Origin of the sequence: Thermoactinomyces sp. DSM 45892, from assembly GCF_900107305.1 — a bacterium.
Lineage (GTDB): Bacteria > Bacillota > Bacilli > Thermoactinomycetales > Thermoactinomycetaceae > Baia.
Map to the genome: position 1 here is coordinate 1 of NZ_FNPL01000020.1, position 25323 is coordinate 25323.

21 protein-coding genes, 18 tRNA genes and 1 rRNA gene are annotated in these 25323 nt (G+C 41.9%); 37 read left to right on the forward strand and 3 right to left on the reverse strand.

Annotated elements, in window-relative coordinates; all coding sequences use genetic code 11:
• The 30 genes from rrf to BLU58_RS14505 form a co-directional block, all read left to right on the forward strand.
• Positions 1-95, forward strand: a 5S ribosomal RNA gene (gene rrf / locus BLU58_RS14360); the annotation flags it as partial.
• Positions 96-173: 78 nt separating this feature from the next.
• Positions 174-248, forward strand: a tRNA-Asn gene (locus tag BLU58_RS14365).
• A gap of 1 nt (position 249) precedes the next feature.
• Positions 250-326, forward strand: a tRNA-Thr gene (locus BLU58_RS14370).
• A 4-nt stretch (positions 327-330) separates the two neighbouring features.
• Positions 331-407: transfer RNA gene (locus BLU58_RS14375), tRNA-Glu, on the forward strand.
• Positions 408-424: 17 nt separating this feature from the next.
• A tRNA-Val gene (locus BLU58_RS14380) sits at positions 425-500 on the forward strand.
• Positions 501-506: 6 nt separating this feature from the next.
• Positions 507-591: transfer RNA gene (locus BLU58_RS14385), tRNA-Tyr, on the forward strand.
• 11 nt (positions 592-602) lie between these two features.
• Positions 603-677, forward strand: a tRNA-Gln gene (locus BLU58_RS14390).
• 24 nt (positions 678-701) lie between these two features.
• Positions 702-774, forward strand: a tRNA-Lys gene (locus tag BLU58_RS14395).
• Between the two features lie 17 nt (positions 775-791).
• Positions 792-866, forward strand: a tRNA-Gly gene (locus BLU58_RS14400).
• A 104-nt stretch (positions 867-970) separates the two neighbouring features.
• Positions 971-1047 (forward strand) — tRNA-Glu (locus tag BLU58_RS14405).
• Positions 1048-1064: 17 nt separating this feature from the next.
• Positions 1065-1140: transfer RNA gene (locus BLU58_RS14410), tRNA-Val, on the forward strand.
• 6 nt (positions 1141-1146) lie between these two features.
• Positions 1147-1231: transfer RNA gene (locus tag BLU58_RS14415), tRNA-Tyr, on the forward strand.
• A 12-nt stretch (positions 1232-1243) separates the two neighbouring features.
• Positions 1244-1318: transfer RNA gene (locus BLU58_RS14420), tRNA-Gln, on the forward strand.
• A 24-nt stretch (positions 1319-1342) separates the two neighbouring features.
• Positions 1343-1415 (forward strand) — tRNA-Lys (locus tag BLU58_RS14425).
• A 17-nt stretch (positions 1416-1432) separates the two neighbouring features.
• Positions 1433-1507, forward strand: a tRNA-Gly gene (locus BLU58_RS14430).
• Between the two features lie 4 nt (positions 1508-1511).
• Positions 1512-1585: transfer RNA gene (locus BLU58_RS14435), tRNA-Gly, on the forward strand.
• A 4-nt stretch (positions 1586-1589) separates the two neighbouring features.
• Positions 1590-1664, forward strand: a tRNA-Asn gene (locus BLU58_RS14440).
• 1 nt (position 1665) lies between these two features.
• Positions 1666-1742 (forward strand) — tRNA-Thr (locus BLU58_RS14445).
• 4 nt (positions 1743-1746) lie between these two features.
• Positions 1747-1823, forward strand: a tRNA-Glu gene (locus tag BLU58_RS14450).
• Positions 1824-2160: 337 nt separating this feature from the next.
• Positions 2161-3060 (forward strand): arginase, encoded by a 900-nt coding sequence (rocF, locus tag BLU58_RS14455; protein WP_255404739.1) that lies wholly within the window; start codon positions 2161-2163, stop codon positions 3058-3060.
• A 199-nt stretch (positions 3061-3259) separates the two neighbouring features.
• Complete coding sequence (kynA, locus tag BLU58_RS14460) at positions 3260-4108, forward strand: tryptophan 2,3-dioxygenase (RefSeq protein WP_093293259.1); 849 nt, start codon at positions 3260-3262, stop codon at positions 4106-4108.
• A 20-nt stretch (positions 4109-4128) separates the two neighbouring features.
• Positions 4129-5400 (forward strand): kynureninase, encoded by a 1272-nt coding sequence (kynU, locus tag BLU58_RS14465; protein ID WP_093293261.1) that lies wholly within the window; start codon positions 4129-4131, stop codon positions 5398-5400.
• A 169-nt stretch (positions 5401-5569) separates the two neighbouring features.
• Positions 5570-6388, forward strand: a complete 819-nt coding sequence (gene cdaA, locus BLU58_RS14470; protein WP_369813808.1) for a diadenylate cyclase CdaA — start codon at positions 5570-5572, stop codon at positions 6386-6388.
• Entirely contained in the window at positions 6385-7332 is a 948-nt protein-coding gene (locus BLU58_RS14475; protein WP_093293262.1) for a CdaR family protein, read from the forward strand. Before cdaA ends, BLU58_RS14475 begins: the two co-directional genes overlap by 4 nt.
• A gap of 35 nt (positions 7333-7367) precedes the next feature.
• Positions 7368-8726: a phosphoglucosamine mutase gene (gene glmM / locus BLU58_RS14480; RefSeq protein WP_093293334.1), complete on the forward strand. Its 1359-nt coding sequence runs from the start codon at positions 7368-7370 to the stop codon at positions 8724-8726.
• Positions 8727-9095: 369 nt separating this feature from the next.
• Positions 9096-10922, forward strand: coding sequence for a glutamine--fructose-6-phosphate transaminase (isomerizing) (glmS, locus tag BLU58_RS14485; RefSeq protein ID WP_093293264.1), 1827 nt, complete (start codon positions 9096-9098; stop codon positions 10920-10922).
• Positions 10923-11092: 170 nt separating this feature from the next.
• Positions 11093-11935 carry an arylamine N-acetyltransferase family protein gene (locus BLU58_RS14490; protein ID WP_093293266.1) on the forward strand — a complete coding sequence of 281 codons (843 nt, stop codon included), beginning with the start codon at positions 11093-11095 and terminating at the stop codon, positions 11933-11935.
• A 42-nt stretch (positions 11936-11977) separates the two neighbouring features.
• Complete coding sequence (locus BLU58_RS14495) at positions 11978-12556, forward strand: GNAT family N-acetyltransferase (RefSeq protein WP_093293267.1); 579 nt, start codon at positions 11978-11980, stop codon at positions 12554-12556.
• A 68-nt stretch (positions 12557-12624) separates the two neighbouring features.
• Complete coding sequence (locus tag BLU58_RS14500; RefSeq protein ID WP_093293269.1) at positions 12625-13200, forward strand: hypothetical protein; 576 nt, start codon at positions 12625-12627, stop codon at positions 13198-13200.
• 518 nt (positions 13201-13718) lie between these two features.
• Complete coding sequence (locus tag BLU58_RS14505) at positions 13719-14111, forward strand: DUF1992 domain-containing protein (protein ID WP_176786701.1); 393 nt, start codon at positions 13719-13721, stop codon at positions 14109-14111.
• 316 nt (positions 14112-14427) lie between these two features.
• Here the strand turns inward: BLU58_RS14505 and BLU58_RS17210 are convergent, their stop codons facing one another.
• Positions 14428-16026 (reverse strand): alpha-helical endospore appendage domain-containing protein, encoded by a 1599-nt coding sequence (locus BLU58_RS17210; protein WP_093293272.1) that lies wholly within the window; start codon positions 16024-16026, stop codon positions 14428-14430.
• A 928-nt stretch (positions 16027-16954) separates the two neighbouring features.
• On the reverse strand, positions 16955-17266 hold the full coding sequence (locus BLU58_RS14515; RefSeq protein WP_093293274.1) for a hypothetical protein: 312 nt from the start codon (positions 17264-17266) through the stop codon (positions 16955-16957).
• 237 nt (positions 17267-17503) lie between these two features.
• Here BLU58_RS14515 and BLU58_RS14520 point away from each other — a divergent pair, with 237 nt between their 5' ends.
• Genes BLU58_RS14520 through BLU58_RS14540 form a run of 5 tightly spaced genes read left to right on the forward strand, consistent with a single transcriptional unit; the run spans position 17504 to position 21847 of the window.
• A complete protein-coding gene (locus BLU58_RS14520) occupies positions 17504-18046 on the forward strand; it encodes a helix-turn-helix domain-containing protein (RefSeq protein WP_093293276.1) in 543 nt (180 codons plus the stop codon).
• A gap of 26 nt (positions 18047-18072) precedes the next feature.
• On the forward strand, positions 18073-19179 hold the full coding sequence (locus tag BLU58_RS14525; protein WP_093293278.1) for an ABC transporter ATP-binding protein: 1107 nt from the start codon (positions 18073-18075) through the stop codon (positions 19177-19179).
• A complete protein-coding gene (locus tag BLU58_RS14530) occupies positions 19169-19960 on the forward strand; it encodes an ABC transporter permease (RefSeq protein ID WP_093293279.1) in 792 nt (263 codons plus the stop codon). Before BLU58_RS14525 ends, BLU58_RS14530 begins: the two co-directional genes overlap by 11 nt.
• A gap of 10 nt (positions 19961-19970) precedes the next feature.
• Positions 19971-20777 (forward strand): ABC transporter permease, encoded by an 807-nt coding sequence (locus tag BLU58_RS14535; protein WP_093293336.1) that lies wholly within the window; start codon positions 19971-19973, stop codon positions 20775-20777.
• The gene (locus tag BLU58_RS14540) at positions 20774-21847 is read left to right on the forward strand and encodes an ABC transporter substrate-binding protein (protein ID WP_093293281.1); all 1074 of its coding nucleotides are present in this window, start codon (positions 20774-20776) and stop codon (positions 21845-21847) included. The genes BLU58_RS14535 and BLU58_RS14540 overlap by 4 nt, the downstream gene beginning before the upstream one ends.
• 55 nt (positions 21848-21902) lie before the next feature.
• Here the strand turns inward: BLU58_RS14540 and BLU58_RS14545 are convergent, their stop codons facing one another.
• Positions 21903-23258, reverse strand: coding sequence for an alkaline phosphatase (locus BLU58_RS14545; protein WP_143123804.1), 1356 nt, complete (start codon positions 23256-23258; stop codon positions 21903-21905).
• 458 nt (positions 23259-23716) lie between these two features.
• Between BLU58_RS14545 and acpS the strand changes: the two genes are divergently transcribed.
• Positions 23717-24091 carry a holo-ACP synthase gene (acpS, locus tag BLU58_RS14550; protein WP_093293285.1) on the forward strand — a complete coding sequence of 125 codons (375 nt, stop codon included), beginning with the start codon at positions 23717-23719 and terminating at the stop codon, positions 24089-24091.
• 139 nt (positions 24092-24230) lie between these two features.
• Entirely contained in the window at positions 24231-25244 is a 1014-nt protein-coding gene (locus BLU58_RS14555) for a LolA family protein (protein WP_093293287.1), read from the forward strand.
• The last annotated feature ends 79 nt before the right edge of the window (positions 25245-25323 follow it).

Sequence of the window (25323 nt, forward strand, 5' to 3'; positions counted from 1 at the left end):
ATCCACTCGTTCCCATCCCGAACACGACCGTTAAGCCCTCCAGCGCCGATGGTACTTGGACCGCAGGGTCCTGGAAGAGTAGGACGTCGCCAGGCTATATCTTTTAAATAATAGTATAAAATATTCTATATATGTATATTTTATATATTGTCAAACGCTAGGCTTAGTAATATTCCTCAATAGCTCAATGGTAGAGCGCCCGACTGTTAATCGGTAGGTTGCAGGTTCGAGTCCTGCTTGAGGAGCCATGCTTCCTTAGCTCAGTTAGGCAGAGCGCTTCCATGGTAAGGAAGAGGTCACCAGTTCGAGCCTGGTAGGAAGCTCCATCATGGCCCGTTGGTGAAGCGGTTCAACACACCAGCCTTTCACGCTGGCATGCAGGGGTTCGAATCCCCTACGGGTCACCAAGAATTTGATAAAGTATGGACGCTTAGCTCAGCTGGGAGAGCACCTGCCTTACAAGCAGGGGGTCGGCGGTTCGATCCCGTCAGCGTCCACCATAATATGGAGGGATACCAAAGTGGCCAAATGGGGCGGACTGTAAATCCGCTGGCTTCGCCTTCGTAGGTTCGAATCCTACTCCCTCCACCATTTTTTTATTTTGGGAAGTAGCCAAGCGGTAAGGCAACGGACTTTGACTCCGTCATGCGAAGGTTCGATCCCTTCCTTCCCAGCCATTTTTTATTTAGACATCTTAGTGAGAGCCATTAGCTCAGTTGGTAGAGCATCTGACTTTTAATCAGAGGGTCGAAGGTTCGAGCCCTTCATGGCTCATATTGATTTACTGATTTGCGGAAGTGGCTCAGTGGTAGAGCATCGCCTTGCCAAGGCGAGGGTCGCGGGTTCGAGTCCCGTCTTCCGCTCCAAACCTTCATTGAAACGAAATGGAGCTTTTTTTATGTCTAGGGATACTTTTTGAAAAAATGTTGACTTTCTGTAAGTACATAGTATAATAAATCTCGTTAGTTATGGCCCGTTGGTGAAGCGGTTCAACACACCAGCCTTTCACGCTGGCATGCAGGGGTTCGAATCCCCTACGGGTCACCAAAAATTTGATAAAGTATGGACGCTTAGCTCAGCTGGGAGAGCACCTGCCTTACAAGCAGGGGGTCGGCGGTTCGATCCCGTCAGCGTCCACCATAATATGGAGGGATACCAAAGTGGCCAAATGGGGCGGACTGTAAATCCGCTGGCTTCGCCTTCGTAGGTTCGAATCCTACTCCCTCCACCATTTTTTTTATTTTGGGAAGTAGCCAAGCGGTAAGGCAACGGACTTTGACTCCGTCATGCGAAGGTTCGATCCCTTCCTTCCCAGCCATTTTTTATTTAGACATCTTAGTGAGAGCCATTAGCTCAGTTGGTAGAGCATCTGACTTTTAATCAGAGGGTCGAAGGTTCGAGCCCTTCATGGCTCATATTGATTTACTGATTTGCGGAAGTGGCTCAGTGGTAGAGCATCGCCTTGCCAAGGCGAGGGTCGCGGGTTCGAGTCCCGTCTTCCGCTCCATAATGCGGGTGTAGTTCAGTGGTAGAACATCGGCCTTCCAAGCCGTTTGCGAGGGTTCGATTCCCTTCACCCGCTCCACTGTTCCTCAATAGCTCAATGGTAGAGCGCCCGACTGTTAATCGGTAGGTTGCAGGTTCGAGTCCTGCTTGAGGAGCCATGCTTCCTTAGCTCAGTTAGGTAGAGCGCTTCCATGGTAAGGAAGAGGTCACCAGTTCGAGCCTGGTAGGAAGCTCCACTAGGGCCCGTTGGTGAAGCGGTTCAACACACCAGCCTTTCACGCTGGCATGCAGGGGTTCGAATCCCCTACGGGTCACCATAGAGAATGACATTATCCCAGTAGCTCAACTATCTGGGATTTTTTTATTTTTTCAAGGAAAAATGCCTTCATTGTGGTGTTTGAGTAGATGTAATATTACGAATATAATAGTTGTCCTGTATAAATATAATTCGCTTCAGAAAGTCTATTAATGGGTGTTATTAAAAATATGGTGGATAAAATTATGATTTTTTAAACTTTCTTTTTTTTATTCTGTTAAATGCATAAATATGTCATAGAAGGTTGAGGGTGGTAAAATGTTTTACTAAGAAAAGTTTTTATATGGTAAACTTAAATTGTTCAATTCTTCTTTAGTAGCAAGGAGATGTAATAAATGATAAAACGACCTATCTCAATTATTGGAATGCCTATAGATCTTGGACAAGGTCGCCGTGGTGTAGATATGGGGCCTAGTGCGATAAGATATGCGTCACTTCAACAGACTATTTGTGATTTGGGTATTGAAGCTGAAGATTTAGGTGATATAGCGATTCCAAGCCCGGAGTCCTTAGAAATATCTGATCAAAACTTAAAATATTTGCATGAGATTACGAGTGTTTGTGAGGAGCTTGCTAAGTGTGTTTCGGGGGTCATAGAAAGAAAGCGCTTTCCACTGGTACTTGGTGGAGACCATAGCATGGCTATTGGTACCGTTGCAGGTGCGGCGAAGCATTATCAAAATATGGGCCTAATCTGGTACGATGCGCATGGAGATTTAAATACGGGTGAAACGTCCCCTTCTGGAAATATTCATGGGATGTCGATGGCGGCCAGCTTAGGGATTGGTCACCCATTGTTAACTCATCTAGGGGGCTTTGCTCCGAAAGTGCGCCCAGAAAACGTGGTGTTGGTTGGTGCTCGCGAGCTAGATCCGGGTGAGCAACAGTTAATACGGGATTTAGGAATCAAAGTGTTCACTATGCATGAAGTGGATCGTTTGGGCATGGCTCGTGTCATGGAGGAAACGATTGAGATTGTGGGTAACGGTACAGATGGTGTTCATCTGAGCTTAGATCTAGATGGCTTAGATCCTTCTGACTGTCCAGGAGTAGGGACGCCGGTGCCAGGTGGTATTACGTATCGAGAGAGTCATCTAGCTATGGAAATGTTAGCTGATTCAAATGTTCTTACATCGGCTGAGTTTGTAGAAGTAAATCCTATCTTAGATCAGTCTAATCTAACGGCGAAAGTGGCTGTTGCTCTTATTAGTTCGATGCTAGGAAAGAAAATCTTATAGTTCTTGATGAACGAGGTAGATAGCAAGTTTTGCTGTTTACCTCGTCCCGTTAAGACCCATTTTATTTTCTGTATTTGTTCTCAATCGGGCTTGCTTGTTGTAAAATACTATTAGTCATTTTACAGAATGTTTCATTTAAAATCAATTAGTCATTATTATATTTTTTAGTTTGAGTTTAATAGATGAGGATGTGACGATTATGGTAAAGAAGGAAGGATTAGAGCAAACAGAGCGTCCTGAGGGGATACAAACGAATTTCCGTAATAACATGACATATGGTGATTACTTACAGTTGGATCAAATCTTAGATGCACAAAACCCTCTTTCGAATCATCATGATGAGATGCTATTTGTTATCATTCATCAGACCAGTGAATTGTGGATGAAGCAAATGATCCATGAGCTTCAAGCAGCCATTCAACATATTGTCTCTAACCGTATAGCTTCTGCTTTAAAGATGTTATCACGAGTATCCAGAATTCAGTCGCAGGTGATTCAATCCTGGGATGTACTGTCCACGCTAACGCCGGCGGAATATATCGAATTCCGTAACTCCTTAGGAGAGTCTTCTGGTTTTCAATCCTATCAATATCGAATAATTGAATTTTACTTAGGTAAGAAAAGTACTCCTATTATGGAGATTTACAGTCATAAAGACGAAGTGAAGAAAATGCTTGAAGGTGCCTTACAACAACCTAGCCTATATGATGTTGCCATCCAAGCATTAGCGAATAGAGGATTTACGATCTCTCCTTCTATTCTGGATCGTGACTGGACCAAGCCTTATCAATCCGATGAGAGTGTGGAGAAGGCTTGGCTGGAGGTTTATCAAGATGTAAATCAGTATTGGATTTATTATCAATTAGCTGAAAAATTAGTTGATATAGAGGATTGGATGCAACAGTGGCGCTTTCGTCATATGAAGACTGTGGAGCGGATTATTGGTTTTAAACGTGGAACGGGCGGTTCACCGGGAGTACCATACCTTCGTAGTACAATGGAGCACCGTTTTTTCCCCGAACTCTGGGATCTGCGAACGAAACTCTAAATAGAAGGAGAACAACAGCGATGAAACCAACTCAAGAGGATGCCAAGCTTTTGGATCATCAAGATGTACTCTCTAAGTATCAAGATGAATTTTATCTGGTATCGGATCAAATTTATTTGGATGGTAACTCTTTGGGGTTATGTTCAAAACGAGCAGAGAAGACTTTTTTAGAGATGTTTGAATCTTGGAAGAGATATCAGATCGACGGTTGGTCGAACGGAAAGTATCCGTGGTTTTATTTAGCTGAAATGTTAGGAGCTAAGATGGCTCCCCTTGTTGGAGCAAAGAAGGAAGAGGTTGTTGCAACTGGGACGACTACTGTGAATTTGCATCAATTAATCGCGACTTTTTATCACCCAGAAGGGAAGCGCACTAAAATCGTAGCGAATGAGCTGGACTTTCCTACGGATATCTATGCGATTAAGAGTCAACTTCAGCTACATGGTCTTGATCCGGAAGAGCATTTTCTATCTGTAAAGAGTAGGCAGGGTCGGTACATCGATGAAGCAGATATCATTGCTTGCATGCAGGATGATGTCGCTTTGATCATATTACCCACGGTTTTATATCGAAGTGGTCAATTACTAGATATCGAACTCCTTACTCGAGAAGCACATAAACGTGGAATCTTAATCGGATTTGACGCCTGCCACTCTATCGGGGCTGTTCCCCATGAATTCCATCAGTGGGGAGTTGATTTTGCGGTCTGGTGTTCCTATAAATATCTAAATAGTGGCCCCGGTAGTGTTGCGGCGATTTATGTGCATGAAAAACATTTTGGCAGGGTTCCTGGACTAGCCGGGTGGTTTGGCTCTGATAAGGAGCGTCAATTTGATATGGGCCATGCATTTGAGCCTTCTACACAGGCAGGGGCATATCAATTGAGTGCACCGTCTATCTTAAATGCAGCTCCGTTGATCGGCTCTTTATCCATATTTGAAGAGGTAGGGATCGAGTCGATCCGTAAAAAGTCCTTATCGTTAACCCGATATATGATGGAGTTAATTGAAAGCGAGCTTCAAGAATGGGGATTTTTGATTGGAAATCCGATGGAAGATCATCGCAGGGGTGGCCATATTTCTCTGGAGCATGAAGAAGCGACTCGGATCTGCAAGGCACTGAAAGAAGCAAATGTGATTCCTGACTTCCGGGCTCCTAATGTGATCCGAGTAGCACCTATTGCTTTATATACATCGTATCAAGATGTTTGGGAAGCAGTACAACGATTAAAGTTGATCATGGTGGAGGAGAAATATAAAGCCTACTCCCATGAACGAGGAGTTATCGCATAGTTCTGGGGATTGAGTGAGGGGGCTCTCTTTTATAAGGGGAGTCTTTTTACTATGTTTCAATTAAAATGGTCTGCATGAACGATGTGTTTTCATTGTGTCCTTTTATTGGGTGAAATCTTTTTGTTTATTTGAAGCATAATATATCCATAAATGCGTTGGAGGAAACAATGTGCAATCATTGGTTGGAATAACAAAGTATATAAATGATTTTATTGACATATTGATAGTGAGTTTCCTTATATATCAACTATTGACGTTATTACGTGGGACGAGAGCCGTTCAGTTGCTAAAAGGGATTAGTGTGGTCGTGTTGTTATGGTTATTAAGTAATTTTCTCGAGCTACGGACATTACGTTGGCTCATTGAAAACTTATTATCAGTGGGTCTTATTACGGTGATTATCATTTTCCAACCTGAGTTACGAAGGGCCTTAGAGCAGATTGGTAGAAGAGGCTTTTTTACAAGAGGGCAAGTAGCTAAAGATGAAGTAGTGACACGGGTTTCTGGGGAAATAACGAAAGCGGTTACTTACTTTTCAAGCAAACGAATCGGTGCATTGATTGTAATTGAACGGGAGACAGGACTCTCCGATTACATAGAGTCAGGGATTGAATTACAAGCGAAAGTAAGTAATGAATTGCTACGAAACATTTTTTTACCGAATTCACCCTTACATGATGGAGCGGCTGTGATTCGAGTTGGTTCGATTATGGCGGCGGGATGCTTTTTACCACTGAGCGAAAATCCTTCTATTAGTAAAGAGCTAGGCACAAGACATCGTGCTGCTATAGGAATGAGTGAGGTTTCAGATGCTTGTGTGGTGATTGTGTCAGAAGAGACAGGACAGATCTCGATCGCGGTTGGTGGTAAATTAGAGCGAGGTATTTCAGAGGATTTGATATTTGAGCGGCTATATCAACAGATTCAACCAAATTCGCCAACGATCTCGATATTCCTGAGTTGGCGGGAGCGAAGAGGGAAGAAATGAACAAGTGGTTAGAAAATAATTGGGTCATTCGAGTAATTTCAGTGCTGTTAGCAGGGGTTTTATGGTTTATGGTTCATTATTTTAATAAGGATCAAGAAGGGGTTCAAAATGATACCGAAAGTAAGATAGTCCCTGTAACTGCAGAATATGATAAGGAGCACTATGAGCTCATACAAACCCAAAAAGAAGTGACGATCATGATGAGTGGAAACCCATTTTCACTTCAATATGCGTCTTCTCGGGTTCGCGCTAAAATTCGTGTAGATGAACCGATTGTAGAGGGAGAACAACGCAGTGTCCCTGTGATCGTAACGGGGATTCCTTCTGGAGTGAAAAACACAGTCACCCCAGAAAAGGTTACGATTACGTTATATAAAAAAAATCCCAGCTTAGCGTATCCTTTTATATCAAAAGAGATTCCGATTCAACTAACTTATGCGACTAAGGATTCTTCTGTTGAAGTAGTGGAGATAAAGGCTAATCCTTCTAAGATCACCTACTACGGAAATCGTCCTATGTTAGAGTTATTAAATAAAGTGGATCTTCCGGTTGAATTGCCAAAGGCAGAAGGTGTGTATCGATTTCGGGCAAAGGTTCCAAAGCCTGCAGGAGTCGAAAAAGTGGAACCCATGGATGTAGAAATTTATGTTAAAATGAAGCGGTCAAACTTGAAACAGATAAGTGATATTCCTCTCAAATCCATTCGTATAGAAGAAGGACTTGAAGCAAGGATTGTAACACCTAAGGCAGTGGATGCTTCCTTATCAGGAGTGCCTAATTTACCAGATGCATTACAAATGGATCAAATAGAGGCCGTATGTGATTTGGATAACCTTCCAGTAGGTGTTCACCAAGTCCCCATACAAATAAAACTGCCGAAGGGGATTGTGCTGGAAAGCCAAACTCCGGAAAAAGCAACGATCGAGATTCGGTCCAAATCGTGATTGGATGGAAACAGGAACAAGGAGGAGAAATGAAAGTGGGTAAATTTTTTGGAACGGATGGTGTTAGAGGGGTTGCCAATCAACAGCTTACACCAGAATTAGCCTTTCGTTTAGGAAGAGCGGGGGCATATGTGTTAACTCGTGGGAAAACGAGTCCGTTAATTGCAGTCGGCAGAGATACTCGCCTATCAGGAGAGCTACTGGAGTCAGCATTGGTGGCAGGAATGCTCTCCATTGGGGCAAATGTAGCCCGTTTAGGCATCGTGAGTACTCCAGGTGTAGCCTTTTTAACGCGCCATCTAAAAGCAGATGCAGGTGTCATGATTTCTGCTTCTCATAATCCTTTTCCGGATAATGGCATTAAATTTTTTGGAGCAGATGGCTATAAACTATTGGACGAGACAGAAGCGGAGATTGAAAGATTACTGGAGATTTTAGAAAAAGATCCAGCTAATGACCCAATTCCACGACCAACAGGAAATGACATCGGACGGATATCGGATGAGAGCGACAGGATTGATGCATATCTGGAGCATCTCAAGTCAACGATTGATACAGATCTATGCGGGATGCATATCGTGGTCGATGGAGCAAATGGAGCAGCTTATGAATTGGCTCCGCATTTGTTACGGGATCTAGGGGCAGATGTGACAACCATTGCTGTAAATCCAGATGGTGTAAATATTAATGTGGATTGTGGCTCCACTCACCCACAGCGGCTTCAGCAAGAGGTAGTCAGACAAGGGGCCCATTTGGGCTTAGCATTTGATGGAGATGCTGACCGTTTGATCGCCGTAGATGAAAAGGGTGATGTGGTTGATGGTGACCAGATCATGTTTATCTGTGCGTACTATTTTAAACAAAAAGGGTTACTCGCAAAAGATACGATTGTCACAACAGTGATGTCTAACTTCGGATTCTTTAAATCTACCGGAGAAGCAGGAATTGCTACAGAACGTACTGCTGTTGGGGATCGATATGTGATGGAAAAAATGCGTGAAGGCGGATATAACCTAGGTGGGGAACAGTCTGGGCATATTATCTTCCTAGATCATAATACGACAGGGGACGGTATGTTATCGGCCATTCAACTTTTACGTGCGGTCAAAGAAGAAGGAGAAACCTTGTCCAATCTAAAAGATAAAATGCACAAGTTTCCTCAAGTGTTGAAAAATGTACGTGTGGCTTCGAAAGAGGGCTGGGATACGAATCCTGTGATTCAACAAGCAATTCAATCGGTTGTAGATGCATTAGGGGAAGAAGGTCGCGTCTTGGTACGCCCTTCCGGTACAGAACCACTTATTCGGGTGATGGCAGAGGGACCGGATCAAGCACAATTAGAAGAGTACGTTTCGCAAATTGCCGAAACGATTTTGCGTCAATTAGGTGAATAGTGAAAAAGTGCGATGTCCATAACAGGGATATCGCACTTTACTTTTCTCGGGTCATTGAATAGTATAGGAATATGACACATAGAGGATAGAGTTGCCAGAGACAAATAATCCCCTATCGTGTTATAATTTTTTTCTGTTGTTAAAAGCGCCAGAACTGCAGAGATGATGCAGTTGACGAGGTGGAGGATGATCGAGTGTTCGGCGGATGCCTCCCGGTAATGCGTCAGTGCCGTGGAATCGTAATACAAACCGATTGGGTGACTGATCGAGCAAAGATTACGATATGACGTAAATGCTCAAGAGGAGCATGAAACACAATCCGGAGTAAGTAGCACTTGCACGTAACAGAATAACAGGAGGTTTGCATCTATGTGCGGAATTGTTGGGTATATTGGTGGAAAGCAAGCTCAATCCATCCTATTGGAAGGATTAAGCAAGCTTGAGTACCGCGGATATGATTCTGCGGGTTTAGCGATCTATAACGGACAGCAACTTCATGTTGAGAAATCCAAAGGTCGCTTAAAGGATTTAGAAACAAAGTTGCAGACGAGTGGATTACAGGGTTCTTTAGGGATCGGCCACACTCGTTGGGCAACTCATGGGAAACCATCAGATGAGAATTCCCATCCACATGTGGATCGTGATGGGAAGTTCGCGATCGTTCATAACGGGATTATCGAGAACTATATTGAGTTAAAGGAAGAGCTGATCGCAAAAGGATATCATTTTACTTCCCAAACCGATACAGAAGTTCTTGCTAAGCTATTAGCCGATCATTGGGATGGCGGATTACTAAGTACGGTTCAAAAGGTGGTAGCTCGTTTACATGGAGCTTATGCTCTCGGCATTATCAGTGAGTATGAGCCAGATAAAATGATTGCGGTTCGTTATGCAAGTCCGTTGGTAGTTGGAGTCGGCGAAGGTGAAAACTTTATTGCTTCCGATATCCCAGCGATCCTGAAGCACACACGTGATGTATATATCATGGAAGATGGCGAGATGGCGGTTATCAATGAAGCAGGAGTGGAATTGATGACGATGGACGGAACACCGATCACACGTGAAAGTATGCGTGTAAATTGGGATATCGAAACAGCGGAAAAGGGTGGCTTCGACCACTTTATGATGAAAGAGATTTATGAGCAACCGAAAGCAATTCGTGATACGCTTGCAAGTCGTGTAAAAGGGGATACGGTTGATCTTTCGCAAGAGATCGGACTTACACTAGAGCAGATCCAGAATATAGAGAAAATCCATTTTGTTGCTTGTGGTACTGCGTATCATGCTGGTTTGGTCGGTAAATATGTACTTGAGGATCTTGCTCGCATTCCGGTTGAGTGTGATGTAGCATCCGAGTATCGTTATCGCAACCCCATTATCACGGATCGCACATTGGTAGTCGTGGTTTCTCAATCAGGAGAAACAGCTGATACACTGGCCGCATTACGTGAAGCGCAAAAACATGGTGCTCGTGTGATGGCGATTACAAATGTAGTCGGCTCTAGCGTTGCACGTGAGGCAGACGATGTGATCACGACCTGGGCAGGTCCAGAGATTGCGGTGGCCTCTACAAAGGCATACACTTCCCAGTTGATTGCCATTTATCTACTAGGCATCTACTTTGCACAAGCGAAAGGCTACAAGTCTGCTGAAGAGCTACAAACCATCGTAACCGATCTTCTTACTCTCCCGGCTAAAGTGGAAGAGGTGCTAAAACAAGAAAAAACAGTTGAAGCGTTTGCACGTAGCATTGCAAAGCACAACAACTTATTCTTCCTAGGCCGTGGATTAGATTATGCTGTAGCATTAGAAGGTTCTTTGAAGTTAAAAGAGATCTCTTATATCCATTCTGAGGCTTACGCTGCAGGTGAGTTGAAGCACGGTACACTTGCGTTGATTGAAGATAATATCCCTGTTATCTCATTGGCGACACAACAATCCGTGTTTGAAAAAACGGTTTCCAATATCCAAGAAGTAAAAGCACGTGGAGCTTATGTACTCGGTTTAGCAGTTGAAGGGGACACAGATTTAATCAAGTCGGTGGATGAAGTAATCACGATTCCACAAGTAAGTGACCTCTTTGCTCCAGTCTTAACAGTAGTTCCATTACAACTTCTTGCTTACTATGCTTGTGTAGAGCGTGGATATGATGTTGATAAACCACGTAACCTTGCAAAGTCCGTAACAGTTGAATAATCATCTGAAATTTGCTCCCCTTTAGATATGATATCTAGAGGGGATGTTTTTATATCTAATATTAGGAGAGGATTATAGAGTGGAATTGTAAAAACACTCGAACCACCTTACTATGCATTTTTTTGAAATGTAGAAGTGGCTAAATAGAAATCCATAAGGAGAAGATGTGGATGAATACGATATCTACGACAGCAAGCAGATATTTAGAGTATATGGGTCTTTCTGCAGAGAAACCAAACTATAAGTATCTCTCTCGCATTTGCCATGCTCATTTGAATACTTTTCCGTTTGAAAATGTGAGTAAGCTCATTTCGTATCGAGACCACGTTGGAAGGGGGTATGAAATCCCTTCATTCGAACAGTTTGTAGATGGTTATAGCCAGTTTCATTTTGGAGGTACTTGTTTTACCCAGAATTCAAACGTCATTCAGTTATTAACAGAACTCGGTTTCGACTGTTATGGTGCGATGCTTGGAGAAAACCATATGGGGATCATTGTCATATTAGATGAAGAGCGAGTTTTTATAGATTTTGGAGCAGCTGCGCCTATATTTAAACCGATTCGTTATGAAAGGCCCGGTGAAAATATGAGCTATTTTGGGGATGATAAAGTTTACTTGCTACCTATTTCCCTGCAAGAACATAAATACAAGTTTGTTCGTTATACAGATGGTAAGAAAAGTGGAAAGGAATGGGCGTTTTTCGCACATAAAAAATACCAGCCTTCTGATTTTCTACCTGCATTGCAAAACTCGTTCCAATTAGGGGCTACTTTCATGTCAGCATTAAGATGTCAACTATGGCAAACGGATCAGAATCGCAATGTATCACTGGTGAATAATAAATGTCGAATTCGTTATGTCGACCGTGGACCAGAAGAGATTTGCTTTTCTACTATACAAGAAATAGAAGAGTTTATAGCAGAGGAATTTCGGTTACCCAAGTTACCGGTGAGGGAGGCAATCGATGTTTTATATGGGTTAGGTATCGATATTTTTGCAAGTGACAAGTAATAAGGTAAAGATATTGAGAATGAAATGAGGAAGGGGATAGCCATGCTAAAGAGATGTCATGATAGGAAGGAGAAGATACAAGGTGAGAATATCTATATTACATTAGTTGAGGAAGAAGACGTAGGTGAACTAGTAAAGTTTGAGGTAAAGAACCGAGATTTCTTTCAGCCCTTTTTTAGAAAACAAGAGGATTTTGATTATACTACCCAGGGTCAATGGGAGATTGTAAAAAAAGCGATTGAAGACGCCCAAACAGATCGTGGATATCTTTTCTTGATTTACTTACAAGAGTCAAATGAGTTGATTGGCAAAGTCATGCTGAATCGGGTTATGAGACTACACTTACAAAGCTGTTGGATTGGTTACACGCTAGATCAGGATTATAATGGTAGAGGATATATGTCTGAATCGGTAAAATTGGTAGTGGTTCATGCCTTTCAAGAGCTAAATCTTCATCGTATTGAAGCCGCCGTTTTACCCCATAACCTTGGATCTATTTCAGTGCTCTTAAAGAACGGGTTTCATAAGGAAGGGATTGCAAGAAAGAGCTTAAAAGTGAATGGGAATTGGGAAGATCATCAAATATTAGCGATCATAAATGAATCAAACTTGGAAAAATGAATTTTAGCATAGAACCGGCTATCAATCTCCTGAATAAGATAGTGAGAATACTAGAGGAGGTTGATATCATGGCTTGTGGAAAAAAGAACGCAGGACAGCCAAGTCCAGAACAAGTGATCCATTGTCATCAAACGGTATCTATTTGTGGAACTATCAATTTACCGGAAGGTTTTCGGTTATCTGGTGAAGGCAATCTTCATGTAGGAATTCACTCAGGTTTAGACTGCAGAACGGAAGAAGTTGCTTTTGAATGTCCAGGTATGGTAAATGATTGTGGTCCGATTGTGTTTCGAGCCCAAGCGGTTCGAGCTGTGGGAGCTTTTAACTATGTGATTAGTGTACCTGTTGAAAGCGAATGTCCTGATTCATTTTCTTATGTATCCCTTGAAGACGTTGCTTATGTGGATCAAGTGGCTTGCTTACAGGATTCGTCGTTTAAGTGTGATCCCGAAGTATCTAATTGCGATATTTTCTGGATCTTCGTTGGTGTTAGACAGGTCACGCCTGAAGGTTGTGACCACCCAACAAGATTGGATGTGCGCGCAGCTTTTAGAATATTCAACAATACCTGCTCTTCATTTGAACCAACTTCACTCGTTTTACCTAGTCATGATGAATTCGATAGAGTTATGGTAAAAGAATAGAATATTTGCAAACAACATGAACAAGGGGATTGATCATGTTTTTTTGCCTTGTTATATATTTTTTATTTTGGACAGGCCCTTAGGCTTGTTCTTTTTATTTTCGGGTGATGAAATAGATAAAACTAGATCCTAGGTACGATATAATATTGACTACAAGAGACTATATTTCATATTTTTGATACAAAATAGATACTCCTCGATATTTTGGGAAAGGGGTCCTGAATTTTCTCTCAAAAAGAGAAGAATCTCAGTTTTTGAACATGTACATTCTATCAGAATAATATTCCAATCGATCAAACATCAATATTATTGGCTCTCATTTCATGATATTGATTTCAGTTGCCCTAATGACAGCTGTCTTGTTACCTTCAAAGTTACATTATTTCAAGGAATATAGCTCTGTTAAAAAATCATCTTAGTCTATAAGTAATGTAAGAGTAAGTAGTAGAATGAGGTTATCTAGTCTGTAGTGAGTCTACGAATGAGCAACGAAAATATCAACGGGCGTAGGTGATATGATGGGCGAACAGAATGAAGCAAAGCATACTCGGAGTGTGACAACTCAGACAAGTGGAGATTGGTTTGATCAAATGTTTCAAGAGTATAAGGATAAGGGAGGATTTGATGATGTTCCACAGGGACAAAAACTGGAGAAGGATGTGCTAGAGGGAGATATTATGGATAGAATGCTGAAAAATGCAAATTACCGACCTGAATGGGTTGAGGTTCAATTAAAGATACGTAGAGCCATTCAGGAGCTACTCCAGCAATCTCAGTCGGCTACAAAAAAAGATTTAAAGCCAATAAATGCTCTTATCAGACGATATAATTCTATCTGCCCTTCTATGCTACAAAAATCTCAACTCTCTACAGACTTTACACTTGATGAACAATTTTTGCAATGGAAGTGAGTATTGATCTTGGCTAAAGATGAACAAGGATGCAGTTCACTCTGAACTACATCCTTGTTTTTATTTCCAACGCAGTAATAAAGAATGAATGATGTAGTGGTCTGACCACATTTTGACCACCTGTTGTTGAATTATCCTCTTCATCTGTCCTTTCTGGCGGAGATTCCATAATCAAATGAAGGAATTGTTGCAAAGAGCTATTTGTTTATCATCTTTTAACTGGCACCACGGGTATAATATATGTTATTTCCACGATTCCCCCATCAACAGCATTATCTGGGATAACAGGAGTCTTCTTCAATAGGAGCTCCAAAAACTAAATCAATAATAGAAACGATATCTCTACAGGCATACTAATTAAACTACCTTGCGAAGGTTGTAGAGAGACTGTGTTACTACCGAAAGCATTTACTATAGAAACAACATCATTCGCATTTAACTGTAGAAGAGCCTGCCCTACTGAGGCACCACTCCCTTGTGGAGAGTGTGAACCATATGGTGGCGCGTGAACTCCATTGACCTGAATCCTACTACCTACAAAACTTGAAGTGGCACCAATGACGTGAAAGTTAATTAGATATATACCCGCTTGAGAAACGGTAATCTGATTGCTGGCTAAGGAAAAACCTGCTGTATTATTAGTTGAAGCCTGAGTAATAGGAAAAAGTTGTCCGGCAGGAACTGCCTCTGGTGTTCCAGAATTAATAATATGGTAAAATAAAGCAAATTGTGAAGCTATAGTTCCTGTTGGACCAGTTACTCCTGTAGGTCCAGTGTTGCCAGTAGGTCCTGTAGCCCCTTGAAGTCCCGTAGCTCCAGTGTTCCCTCGAGGCCCGGTGTTCCCTTGAAGTCCCGTAGCTCCAGTGTTCCCTCGAGGCCCGGTGTTCCCTTGAGGTCCAGTGTTGCCAGTAGGTCCTGTAGCCCCTTGAAGTCCCGTAGCTCCAGTGGGACCTTGAGGCCCGGTGTTCCCTTGAGGTCCTGTAGAGCCGTCTGCTCCATCCGCACCCGTGGAACCTTGAGGTCCTGTAGCCCCTTGAGGTCCTGTAGCACCGTCTGCACCATCCGCGCCAGTAGGTCCTTGAGGTCCCGTAGAGCCGTCTGCACCATCTGCACCTGTAGGTCCTTGAGGTCCCGTAGAGCCGTCTGCACCATCTGCGCCCGTAGGTCCTTGAGGTCCCGTAGAGCCGTCTGCACCATCTGCGCCCGTAGGTCCTTGAGGTCCCGTAGAGCCGTCTGCACCATCTGCGCCCGTAGGTCCTTGAGGTCCCGTAGAGCCGTCTGCACCCGTGGGACCTTGAGGTCCGGTATCCCCTTGAGGTCCTGTAGTACCATCCGCACCATCTGCGCCCGTAGGTCCTTGAGGCCCAGTATCTCCGGTAGCCCCCGTAGCCCCGTTAGCTCCAGTGGGAACTTCTAGTTTTACGATGGCAGAACCAGGCGTTACCGTGATTTCTAACGTATCAGATATAAAGTTGAGGGTATCTCCGAAACCGAGTGGAATATTTCCGTCCGCGCCTGAATTCCCTTGAACTAAAAATAAGAAATCACCTGTAACAAAATTTCCTGTCGGTCCTTGAGGTCCTGTGGCACCTGCAGGGCCTACGGGTCCTCTGGTAACGTCTGTGTTTAACACATTTTCTAGCTTCTCATTTAGGATCCATTCTTTTTTCCCGATTACATTAATCGTGTCGCGAACACTGCTGTTTATCGTAAGTAAATCACTAATGGAAGGTTGGAAGGATGTTGAGACTCCGGGTAGCGTTCCGAGAACGTATTGAAGCTTTTCCCCCTCGGCATTAATAATATGACTTAAGCCTAGTTCTTCTAATGCAATGGATGATAGCAATAGATTTACTGCGTCTTCTCGAGTAATCGAGATATTCGGTGAGATGTTAGGGATATTCGCTTGCGACATGTTATGCCCCCTTAATGAAAAATGATAAATATTAACCGTGGTGCTAGCTAAAAGATGATAAACAAATAGCTCTTGTGCAACAATTCCTTCATAGTGAAAGCGTCACCCTATCATCAGGGGGAATGTTGCATGCAAGTTAGTTATATCATTTCCGCGGCATCTGTCCACGACGTGACCGTCGTGGACAGAATTGGTCGAACAAGCCCCGCACCCGTACGTCCTTGCAGACAAAGGTTACGTAAGTGAAAAATGGAGACAGAGACTCCAAGAATTAGGGATGGTTCGAAGTGGAAACAGAAAATTTTCAACTAGCACCATGGGTAAATATCCTTATTATACATATTCATATTGAATTAAATTTGCTATCGATGTTTACATGCTTCTCCGGTATAATTTCATCGTCAGCCACAGCCTTTAAAACTTTAAAGGGTGTCCAGTTCAGTCTCGTATACGAATGAATGATGAAGTTGTGTGTGATCGGATCGGTTGGAGCAAGCGGGGCTATTATCGGGTTAAGAAAGAGGCAATCGAGAAGGTAGCATATACTTTAAATCTCTTTTGACATGATACTACCCATTTTCACGAATAGGTGATAAGAAGTGACTGCAATTTAAAAGATACACAATCTTATTATTCATTATTAAATAGTTAAAAAACTTCAATTTTGTTATATAATATAAGATAAATATATTCATATAGAGCATGTAAACCGATGAGGGCAGGTATCCAACTGCCCTCTTGTGCTGGAGTTGGGGGAGATAACATCTATGAGAAACAAAACAATGAAATTTGTACCCATAACGCTCTGGCAAATCTCCTTCGCATGTCATCTTACTGAATAAGATAACACATTAGAAGTTTTCAGACACACCCTAGCATCGGAATCTAAAGCTTCTAATGTCCAACAGAATAAACTTGTTGAAATTGCTCAGTACAACTTAAAGCTTGACGGATCGAAAGCACAAATAATTGCATATGCATTTCGTAATGGAGGAAAATACCTAGATGGAGTTCTAGAAAAGCTATCACCAAAAGCAGGAAAAGTTGTCAGAAGTAACTCAGGTGAAATAGCGTACTTCCTAGAAAAGGCAGATTTACTAGGAGAAAAGGAAACTACTTCTTTCTTTATAAAACTTGGTCTTCCTTGTGTAGATGCTTTTACTATATAAGGGATAAATGCTGTTTTCTTGACCGCATTTGTTGAACATTTTATTTCTTGACCACATTTTTTAGCTAACATGCCACTTGACCACACGTTTTACCCTTATTTGACCACATTTTGACCACATACTACTTATAAATAGATAGAACTAGATCGAACAGCAGGTACGATAACCCCTTGATTTACCAAACTAAAATAGACTAATTCGTACTAGATAATACTACAAGTAACTGTTACACTAAACTTTGTGTTGCGTAATAATGAACTTGTTGTACTTCTTGTTTACTTATAATAAACGTGATTGAAGGTTATACCATGCAAATCGGTAAGAAAATCAAAAATCTAAGATTGAAAAAGGGGCTGACTCAGGAGGAGTTGGGAGAGCGGACGGACTTGTCTAAGGGCTATATCTCTCAGTTAGAACGTGATTTAAGCTCGCCTTCGATCGAAACCCTTTTTGCGATCTTGGAGGTTTTAGGCTGTGCGCCAAAAGAGTTTTTTGATGAGGATGGACAAGAACAGAAAGTCGTTTATACATCTGATGATTGGACGAGCTTTATGGATGAGGATCGTGGTTATCAAATTCAGTGGCTGGTCCCAGAGTCGAACGAGAAGGAAATGGAGCCAATCCTACTCCGTCTAGAAGAGATGGGAGAGTTTAAAGAATTTGAGCCTTCTTTAGCGGAGACGTTTGCCTTTGTGATGCGTGGTCAGATTATGATCCAAGTTGGCAAGCGGCAGTATATTGCCAAAGAGGGGGAGGCAATATACTACACTGCATCGGATAAGCATCAGATTATGAATCATCATCAAGGTGAGTCGGAAGTTATTTTGGTTGCTACAGAATCTTATTTATAAATGGCAACATATTTGGGGAGGTCACAATGGCTGATCAGACAATAATTCGTTTTGAAAATGTTACGAAGCAATATGATCAAGATCCTGCTGTATTAAATGATGTCAGTTTTTCCATTGAACGGGGGAGGTTTTACACTCTTCTTGGACCTTCTGGCTGTGGAAAGACTACTATTTTACGTTTGATTGCAGGGTTTACAGAACCAACTAAAGGTAAGATTTACTTTCATGGGAAAGTGATAAATGATGTACCTGCAAATAAAAGGCAAGTAAATACGGTATTTCAAGACTATGCATTGTTTCCCCATCTAAATGTATTTGAAAATGTGGCGTTTGGTTTGCGAATTAAGGGTTGTAATTCTGATGAGATCAATCGCAAAGTGCTAGAAGCCCTGCGATTTGTGAATTTGGTTGGATATGAAAATCGTGAGATTAAAGAGATGTCTGGCGGACAGAGACAACGTGTGGCGATTGCACGTGCCATTGTAAATGAGCCAGAGGTGATTCTGCTGGATGAACCACTTTCTGCGTTAGATTTGAAATTACGTACAGAGATGCAATACGAACTTAGGGAGTTACAACGACGCTTAGGGATTACGTTTGTTTTTGTAACGCATGATCAAGAAGAGGCGCTTGCGATGTCGGATGAGATTTTCGTGCTAAACGAAGGAAATATAGAGCAAAGTGGAACACCTACGGATATTTATGATGAGCCGATTAACCGCTTCGTTGCTGATTTTATAGGTGAATCAAATATTGTGCCGGGCGTGATGAAAGAAGATTACCTCGTCCAATGTGCTGGAAAAAACTTTGATTGTGTGGATGGTGGATTTAATCGGAATGAGCAAGTGGAGATTGTGATTCGCCCGGAAGATTTAGAAATTACTTCACCTGATCAAGGGAAGCTTCGAATGAAAGTGGATTCACAGCTGTTTCGAGGGGTTCATTATGAAATTTGTGGTTATGATCAAGACGGGAATGAGTGGTTGGTTCATAGTACGAAAAAGGCGAATGTGGGGGAAGAGATCGGATTATACTTTGATCCAGAAGCGATTCATGTGATGCGACTGGGTGAGACAGAGGAAGAGTTTGATAAGCGTCTCGAAGCGTATAGTGAGGCAAGCCATGCAGATTAGAACAAGAAACCTATATCTTATTCCCTACCTCACATGGATCCTACTGTTTGTAGTTGCTCCTATTTTGCTGATTGTATATTACTCATTCTTTAATGTAGATGGACAGTTTACGCTTGGGAATTATCAAAAATTCTTTACCCCCGTCTATTTGAAAATGACGTTAAGTTCCTTTTGGTATGCGCTACTCATTACAGTTATTTCGTTACTAATTGCTTACCCTACGGCTTATTGGCTAACGAAGACCAAACATAAACAACTATGGCTCCTTCTCATTATCCTGCCTTCATGGATCAATTTATTGTTGAAGGCATACGCTTTTTTAGGGATTTTTGGGACATATGGCCCTACTAATAAGTTGTTAGAAAGCATAGGAATTGGGACCCAACAGATTTTATTTACGGATTTTAGCTTTTTATTTGTTTCGGTTTATATTTTTATTCCGTTTATGATTTTGCCAATTTACAATGCTTTGGAAGAGATGAATCATAGTCTTCTGGATGCGGCAAATGATTTGGGCGCTTCTCAGTGGACTACTTTTCGTCGTGTCATCTTCCCGCTAACCCTGGACGGAGTGAAGTCGGGATGCCAAGCTGTCTTTATTCCTGCGCTCTCGTTGTTTATGATTACTCGTTTGGTTGCTGGAAACCGGGTTATAACGCTGGGAACAGCCATTGAGCAACATTTCCTTGTCACTCAAGATTGGGGAATGGGAGCGACGATTGCGGTGTTCCTGATTATGGCAATGGCGTTTATTATGATGCTGACGAGAAAACGGAAGTGAGATGGCAAATATGAAGAAAAAGAATGGACTAGGCCCTACATTATACTTAGCTATTGTGTTTGTCATTCTCTATGCTCCGATTTTCTATCTAATGGTGTACTCCTTTAGTAGCGGAGATAAGATGTACAACTTTGAAGGCTTTACTTTGAAACATTATAAGGAAGTATTGCAAGACACAAGGCTTTTTATCATTGTCCTTAATACGCTCGTCATTGCGTTGTTATCAGCGGCGCTTTCGACGATACTAGGAGTTTGTGGTGCTTTAGCGATCTTTTATGTGCGGAATTTACGGACACAAAATTCACTCCTTACCTTGAATAACGTATTAATTGTTAGCTCGGATGTGGTAATTGGAGCGTCATTCTTACTTCTTTTTACCATTGTGGGAGTGAAATTAGGCTTTGTATCGGTTTTGCTTTCTCATATTGCCTTTAGTGTTCCGATTGTGGTGCTAATGGTGCTGCCAAAGTTAAATGAAATGAGCCCCACATTGATTGATGCAGCTCGGGATTTAGGAGCGAGTCGTTGGGATATATTAAGCAAAGTAATCTTGCCGTTTATTACTCCGGGGATTTTTGCTGGATTTTTCATGGCGTTAACCTATTCGTTAGATGATTTTGCGGTTACCTTTTTTGTGACAGGAAATGGCTTCTCAACCCTGTCCGTTGAGATCTATTCGAGGGCACGACAAGGGATTTCCCTCTCTATTAATGCATTATCTACCCTTATTTTCTTTGCGACGATGGTGATGGTGATCGGGTATTATTTCATCGCGAAACGTAACCAACGTGGTGCAGGAATGGGGGTTGGGAAATGAAGAGATTAACACGTGCTTTCTCTGTTATATTTTTGATATCTTTCGGTCTTATGTATCTAACCTACTATCTTAATCAAGCTGAGGGTTACGGTGGGAAGAATACGCTAACGGTTTATAACTGGGGAGACTATATTGACGAAGAGCTTCTGGAAAAATTTGAAGAAGAAACGGGCATAAAGGTGATTTATCAAACATTTGACTCAAATGAAGCGATGATGACGAAGATCGAACAAGGCGGCACTACGTTTGACGTGGCGGTACCTTCTGAATATGCGATGTCTAAGATGAAAGAGGAAAAGTTACTGTTGCCGATTGATCAGGAGAAGGTTCCTAATTTGAAGTATATCGAACCCCGTTTTATGAATCTTCCTTTTGACCCTCAAAATCAATACTCGATTCCTTACTTCTGGGGAACGGTTGGGATTATCTATAATAAGGAGAAGTTAGGGGGAAGAGAAATTAAGAGTTGGGATGACTTATGGAATCCAGACTTTAAGAATCAGATTCTATTAGCTGACGGGGCAAGGGAAGTGATGGGGTTTTCGTTAAACAGCCTTCATCATTCATTAAATGATACCAATGAAACACATCTTCAAGCGGCGAAGGCAAAGTTAGATCGACTTACTCCTAACATTAAAGCCATCGTAGGGGATGAGATTAAGATGTTGCTGGTGAATGAAGAAGCGTCACTTGGGGTTGTTTGGTCTGGAGATGCTTCAGAGATCATGGGAGAGAATGAGAATCTTGACTATGTGGTACCGGAAGAAGGCTCTAATCTCTGGTTCGATAATATGGTGATTCCTAAAACAGCTAAAAACGTAGAGGGTGCTCACAAGTTTATTAATTTCATGCTTGATCCGGAGAATGCAGCGAAGAATGCAGAGTACGTCGGTTATTCGACCCCGAATGCGGAAGCCTTAAAGCTACTTCCTGAAGAGATTTCACAAGATGTGCGCTTCTATCCTCCCCCAGAGTTGACAAAGAAGCTAGAGGTATACAAAAATCTTGGGAAGAAGATGTTATCCCACTATAATGAGTTGTTCTTGGAATTTAAGATGCATCGAAAGTAGTAAAAAACAATCCCTATCAGCATGATGACGGGGATTGTTTTCTTTTTTCCTTACATTATTTCTTCCCTTTTTGCCCACCTAGAATGGAAAAAATCTCATCTGCCAGATTTGTATTATCGTTTAGACCTGCAAACCGTTCCTTGCCCGGGCCGTAAGCATATACGGGAACCTCTTCACCCGTATGTCCATCTGTTGTCCAACCTGTGTAGGAGCGGGCATTAAAGATTTTTTTAATCGCTTGATGGATATCTAAACGTTTTTTATTCATAGCAGCTTTTTTAACAGATTGGATTTCCTCAGATGTTAGATCAAGATCGATGTAAGTGTTCAATGTTTCTTCTACCGACTTACCCGATACGATTTGTGTAGCCATAAAGTAAGGTGTTTTTTTTGCAGCACGAAGGATTTCAGGGTGGAAGTTGTATTCGCTGTTAGCCCCTACAGAAAGTCCACCAGTAGAATGGTCTGCTGTTGTAATGACTAGGGTGTGCCTGTCTTTTTTTGCAAAATCAATTGCCGCTTGAAATGCTTTTTCGAAATCCTGCATTTCACTCATCGCGCCTACGATATCGTTATCATGACCGGCCCAGTCAATTTGACTTCCCTCTACCATAAGGAAAAAGCCTTTTTTGTTTTGGTTGAGACGCTCAATAGCAGATTTCGTCATCTCTTGGAGGGAAGGAGTATTTGCCTTTCGATCAATCATTCTGTCCATTCCCTCAGGAGCAAATAAACCAAGTACTTGTTTACTATGATCCCTCCTCAGTTCGTCTCGATTGGTTACATATCCGTAGCCATCTTTTTTAAACTTTTCTACTAAGTTTTGATCCTTACGCACAAAGTTGGTATGGCCTCCACCTAGTAGTACATCTACTTTATGTTTTCCGTCAATGAGCTCGTTGTAGTAGTCATCTGCGATCGCATCCATATTTTTTCGGTGGATATCATGAGCCCCGAAGGCAGCGGGTGTTGCGTGTGTAATCTCTGAAGTGGTTACCAGTCCAGTCGATTTCCCTTTCGCTTTGGCTTCTTCTAATACTGTTTTCACTTCCGAATGATCGTTATCTACGGCTACTGCATTGTTGTATGTCTTTACTCCCGCTGACATAGCAGTTGCAGCGGATGCAGAATCCGTAATATTCTCATGAGGATCTTCTGAATATGTGGTTTGCATACCGACGAAATGTGGGTCAAAGGCAGTAGGCTCTTTCACCTTTGTTTTAGGATCATCTTTGAAATAACGATAGGCGGTCATATAGGAAGGCCCCATACCATCACCGATTAATACGATTACATTTCGAATTTCGTCCTTCTCTTGTTTCTTTGCTTCAGCACCAGGTATGAGTTCAATATAAGTTGTTGTTGCGATAGCTAGAATAGAAGCAAGGGCGATACCTTTTATTATTTTCAAGCTAAATCCTCCTCTTTTTACAACTTCTTCAATATCGTAAAAAAGTACTGTTGACTAAGATATGGGAATATGTAAAGAGAATGTTACATCTTGTTTTTCTGAAAAATGGTGTATCTTCATATATAAAACAAAGAGTCAGAGAGGATTGTATTCATCAATCCTCTCTGACTCTTGACCGTTTTTAAAGACTATAAGTGACGCTGAAACACTAGCTAGACCTTAGAAAACGGGAACGACATAGACCGTATGGTTGGGATTAAAAAAGAGAAAAAGTAAAATGGTTGGTTTAGAACATATTTACAAGAGCTTATATAAAAAAATCGAACGAGAAGAATGTACTACGATTCTCAAATAAATGCAATACTTAAATCGAGAAAAAAGTGATTCTCATTTACTTGACTCAACATTGATAAACCCATGCAATCTAGTAGATAATAGCCAAAAAGGGGAGAGCCAACATGGTTTTTGGAATCGGAACGGACATTGTAGAGATCGAGAGAATAGCTCTGATTAACTTAGAACGATTTGCAAAACGTATCTTAAATGAAGAAGAACAAACCCACTTGTCCTCCGTTTCAAAACGAACAACTGAATACATAGCAGGTCGTTTTGCAGCGAAGGAAGCTATTTCGAAAGCGTTAGGAACGGGGATCGGATCCCAACTAAGCTTTCATGACATCTCGATCGTAAAGGATAAACTAGGCGCACCGAAGGTACAACTAGCCGAACCAGTAATGAAATCTTTTTTTGGGGACCAAAATGTTAGAATTCATCTCTCTATTTCCCATAGTCAGCGATATGCAGTAGCAACGGCCGTCATTGAAGTAGATTAAATGATGAATAACCATGTTGAGTGGCTCATATAATGATAGTGCGGTTAGGACAAAGATGACGAGCTGCCTGCGGATTTTGTCAGGAAATAGTACCAGACTAACCGACATATTTCCCGGGAAATCGGAGGGGGAATGGGATATGCGTCAAAAATCATGGTTTCTCGTGTTCGTTCTAATACTGTCCGTTTTTTTGTCGGCTTGTGAAAAGTCTTCGGAAGATGTCGTCTCGGATCTTCGGAAGCAGCCCGAAGAGATTGATTCCTATACGGGGCACGGGAAATTAACTCTACAAGCGGGAAAAAAGAGTCAAGAAGTGGATGTGGAGGTTTGGTATAAACGTCCTAATCTCTACCGGGTTCAATTGAAAAATGAGACAAGCGATGTTACACAGGTCTTGCTCAAAAACGACAAAGGTGTATACGTCTTAACACCTCATTTAAAGAAGAGTTATCGTTTTCAAAGTGACTGGCCTGCTACCAGTGGACAAATATATCTTTATCAAACCATCTTATCCAGTATAGTGGAGGATCAGTCGAGGAAGGTGGATGCTGACAAAAAGGGATATCAATTTGAAGTGGCCACAACCAAGTATATGAACAAAACGTGGGTAAAGCAGAAGATTTGGCTTACTTCGGATTATAAACCAGAAAAAGTAGAAGTGTATGATGATAAAGATCAGCCTGTTGTAAAGATGGTTTTCGATCGATTTGAGTACGATACAAAGTTTGATAAAGGTGTTTTTGATTCGGAGCGGAATTTAACTCATGCACCTGTACCATCGAAGGAGACTTTAGGTCGTCTACATTCTGAATTGAGTGTCATCACACCGGGAACGATTCCGCAAGGAACGAGATTAACAGATGAACAAACCATCCAAGGTGCCAAAGGATCTATAGTGGTGCAGAGGTTCCATGGATCAAAGCCTTTTACGCTCTCGCAACGAAAGGCGATGCCAGACCAACTGGAGAAAGCATCTTATGGAAAGCCCGTACAAGTGCAGGGATCTCTAGGTATGCTATTAGAATTCTCTAATCAAAAAAGCCTAATCTGGGTAGATTCTGAGAAACAAGTCGAATATGAGATGGTTTCAAGTATGGATACATCAGAGATGATTGAAATAGCTACCTCCCTTACAGGGCAAAGTCAGAAATAATTTTCTCCCATACGGGTGATCGGACAGCTTTCGTGTGATTTGGTATAATGGCAACATAACAAATCGCTGGAAGTGAGAC

What these genes read in the sequence shown, in the direction of transcription:
- BLU58_RS14475 (WP_093293262.1), top strand. Translation starts at nt 6,385, where the DNA reads ATGAACAAGTGGTTAGAAAATAATTGGGTCATTCGAGTAATTTCAGTG.
- kynU (WP_093293261.1), top strand. Translation starts at nt 4,129, where the DNA reads ATGAAACCAACTCAAGAGGATGCCAAGCTTTTGGATCATCAAGATGTA.
- BLU58_RS17210 (WP_093293272.1), bottom strand. Translation starts at nt 16,026, where the DNA reads ATGTCGCAAGCGAATATCCCTAACATCTCACCGAATATCTCGATTACT.
- BLU58_RS14500 (WP_093293269.1), top strand. Translation starts at nt 12,625, where the DNA reads ATGGCTTGTGGAAAAAAGAACGCAGGACAGCCAAGTCCAGAACAAGTG.
- glmS (WP_093293264.1), top strand. Translation starts at nt 9,096, where the DNA reads ATGTGCGGAATTGTTGGGTATATTGGTGGAAAGCAAGCTCAATCCATC.
- acpS (WP_093293285.1), top strand. Translation starts at nt 23,717, where the DNA reads ATGGTTTTTGGAATCGGAACGGACATTGTAGAGATCGAGAGAATAGCT.
- BLU58_RS14540 (WP_093293281.1), top strand. Translation starts at nt 20,774, where the DNA reads ATGAAGAGATTAACACGTGCTTTCTCTGTTATATTTTTGATATCTTTC.
- BLU58_RS14505 (WP_176786701.1), top strand. Translation starts at nt 13,719, where the DNA reads ATGGGCGAACAGAATGAAGCAAAGCATACTCGGAGTGTGACAACTCAG.
- BLU58_RS14520 (WP_093293276.1), top strand. Translation starts at nt 17,504, where the DNA reads ATGCAAATCGGTAAGAAAATCAAAAATCTAAGATTGAAAAAGGGGCTG.
- BLU58_RS14530 (WP_093293279.1), top strand. Translation starts at nt 19,169, where the DNA reads ATGCAGATTAGAACAAGAAACCTATATCTTATTCCCTACCTCACATGG.
- BLU58_RS14495 (WP_093293267.1), top strand. Translation starts at nt 11,978, where the DNA reads ATGCTAAAGAGATGTCATGATAGGAAGGAGAAGATACAAGGTGAGAAT.
- BLU58_RS14555 (WP_093293287.1), top strand. Translation starts at nt 24,231, where the DNA reads ATGCGTCAAAAATCATGGTTTCTCGTGTTCGTTCTAATACTGTCCGTT.
- BLU58_RS14490 (WP_093293266.1), top strand. Translation starts at nt 11,093, where the DNA reads ATGAATACGATATCTACGACAGCAAGCAGATATTTAGAGTATATGGGT.
- BLU58_RS14515 (WP_093293274.1), bottom strand. Translation starts at nt 17,266, where the DNA reads ATGTTAGCTAAAAAATGTGGTCAAGAAATAAAATGTTCAACAAATGCG.
- BLU58_RS14525 (WP_093293278.1), top strand. Translation starts at nt 18,073, where the DNA reads ATGGCTGATCAGACAATAATTCGTTTTGAAAATGTTACGAAGCAATAT.
- kynA (WP_093293259.1), top strand. Translation starts at nt 3,260, where the DNA reads ATGGTAAAGAAGGAAGGATTAGAGCAAACAGAGCGTCCTGAGGGGATA.
- BLU58_RS14535 (WP_093293336.1), top strand. Translation starts at nt 19,971, where the DNA reads ATGAAGAAAAAGAATGGACTAGGCCCTACATTATACTTAGCTATTGTG.